The following is a 1761-nucleotide window of genomic DNA, read 5'->3' as shown; positions in this document are numbered from 1 at the left end:
GGTACGCGGCGAGGTCGCCGAGCGCGGCGGTGATCGGGTCGGCCAGCCAGTCCGGCATCGCGTCGCGCCGCACGTTGACGGCGAGGTCGACCAGCCCCGGCCCCACCTCGGCGTCCCCGTGATGGGCGAGGTCGGGCCCGGCCTCGGGACGGATGGCTTCGGCTCCGGCCCCGGCTTCGGACCCGCTTCCGGGGAGGGTATCGGTCGGCTGACCACGCATGTCCGCGATCCTGCCGGGAAGGTGGCGCGCGGGACAGCGCATCCCGGCGTGGGCCGCATCACCACACGGGCGTTCATGAATATTTCTCAGGTGCGAATCGGAAATGTCATAACTTGGGCGTGTGAGCAACCGACCCCTTGCTGCCGCTGGTCGTCTCGTTCCCCTCCTCCGCGCCGGACTGATCGCCGGCATCGTGGTCGCCGCCGTGGCGTACCCGGTGGCCGCCGCCACCGGCCTCGGCGCCAAGGTCACGGCGCACGCCATGGAACACAAGACCAAGATCCTCACCACCGCGCTGCCGGCCGAGACGTCGTACGTCTACGCGCCGGACGGCAAGACGGTGCTGACGATGTTCTACGAGGAGTACCGGCAGTACACGAAGCTGGCCGACATCTCGCCGAACATGCAGCAGGCGATCGTCGCCGCCGAGGACAACCGCTTCTACCAGCACCGGGGCGTCGACCCGAAGGGCGTCGCCCGCGCCTTCGTGGCGAACGCCCGCTCCAGCGGTGTCTCCCAGGGCGCCTCCACGCTCACGATGCAGTACGTGCGGATGGCGCTGCGGGACAGCGCGAAGACGCCGAAGGAGGTGCAGGAGGCCACCCAGCAGACCAGCCTGCGCAAGGTCCGCGAGATGCGGATGGCGATGGACCTGGAGAAGGAGCTGAGCAAGGACCAGATCCTGGAGCGCTACCTCAACTCCGCGTACTTCGGGCACCGCGCGTACGGCATCTACGCGGCCAGCGAGATCTTCTTCTCCAAGGCCCCCAAGGACCTCAGCCCCGTCGAGGCGGCCACCCTCGCCGGCCTGGTCAAGTCCCCTTCCGAGTACGACCCGGCCAGCTCCGACCAGAAGGATGCCACCGGCCGGCGCAACTACGTGCTCGACCGGATGGCCCAGCTCGGCTACCTCTCGCCGGACGCCGTCACGCAGGCGAAGTCCGAGCCGATCCGGCTCAAGCTGACGTACCCGCCGAACGACTGCGCCGCCGTGCCCGACAAGTGGAACAGCTGGGGCTTCGCCTGCGACTACCTGAAGAACTGGTGGAGCGCGCAGCCCGCGTTCGGCGAGAACCGGCTGGAACGGATGGACAAGCTGCGCCGGGGCGGCTACCGGATCGTGCTCAGCATGGATCCCAAGATCCAGGAGGCGGCGGAGAAGAACGTCGGCACCAAGGAGAACACCGGCAGCCCCTTCGCCAACGGCATCGTGGTCTCCGAGCCCGGCACCGGGCGGGTCAAGGCGATGGCGGTGAACCGGACGTACTCGCTGGACCTGAGCGAGAACGGGCAGAGCTCCAACCCCGAGGCCGGGCCGAACGTCAAGGCGAACTACCCGAACACCGTGGCGCCCCTGCTCGGCGGCGGCGACCTGCCGGGCTACCAGGCCGGCTCGACGTTCAAGATGTTCCCGATGCTGGCCGCGCTGAACGCGGGCATGCCGCTGTCCACCTCGTTCAACGCCCCGCACCGCTACCGCTCCGAGGTCTACGACGGCTGGGCGCCCTCCAACGCCAGCGGCGCGATGAGCGGCAACCAGA

General features: G+C 69.2%; 1 protein-coding gene and 1 pseudogene. One reads left to right on the top strand and one right to left on the bottom strand.

The features are described 5' to 3' along the window. Positions 1-220, bottom strand: a pseudogene (locus AB0B91_RS65670) (hypothetical protein); the annotation flags it as partial. Between the two features lie 121 nt (positions 221-341). On the opposite strand from AB0B91_RS65670, the gene AB0B91_RS65665 reads away from it, so the two are divergent. Then, the coding region (locus AB0B91_RS65665; protein WP_358343146.1) for a transglycosylase domain-containing protein at positions 342-1761 on the top strand (1420 nt) is incomplete at its 3' end.

Origin of the sequence: Nonomuraea sp. NPDC049141, assembly GCF_040648415.1 — a bacterium.
In the GTDB taxonomy this organism is placed as follows: Bacteria; Actinomycetota; Actinomycetes; order Streptosporangiales; family Streptosporangiaceae; genus Nonomuraea.
Note: the sequence above shows the minus strand (reverse complement) of the source record. Positions and strands in the feature narration are given on the sequence as shown.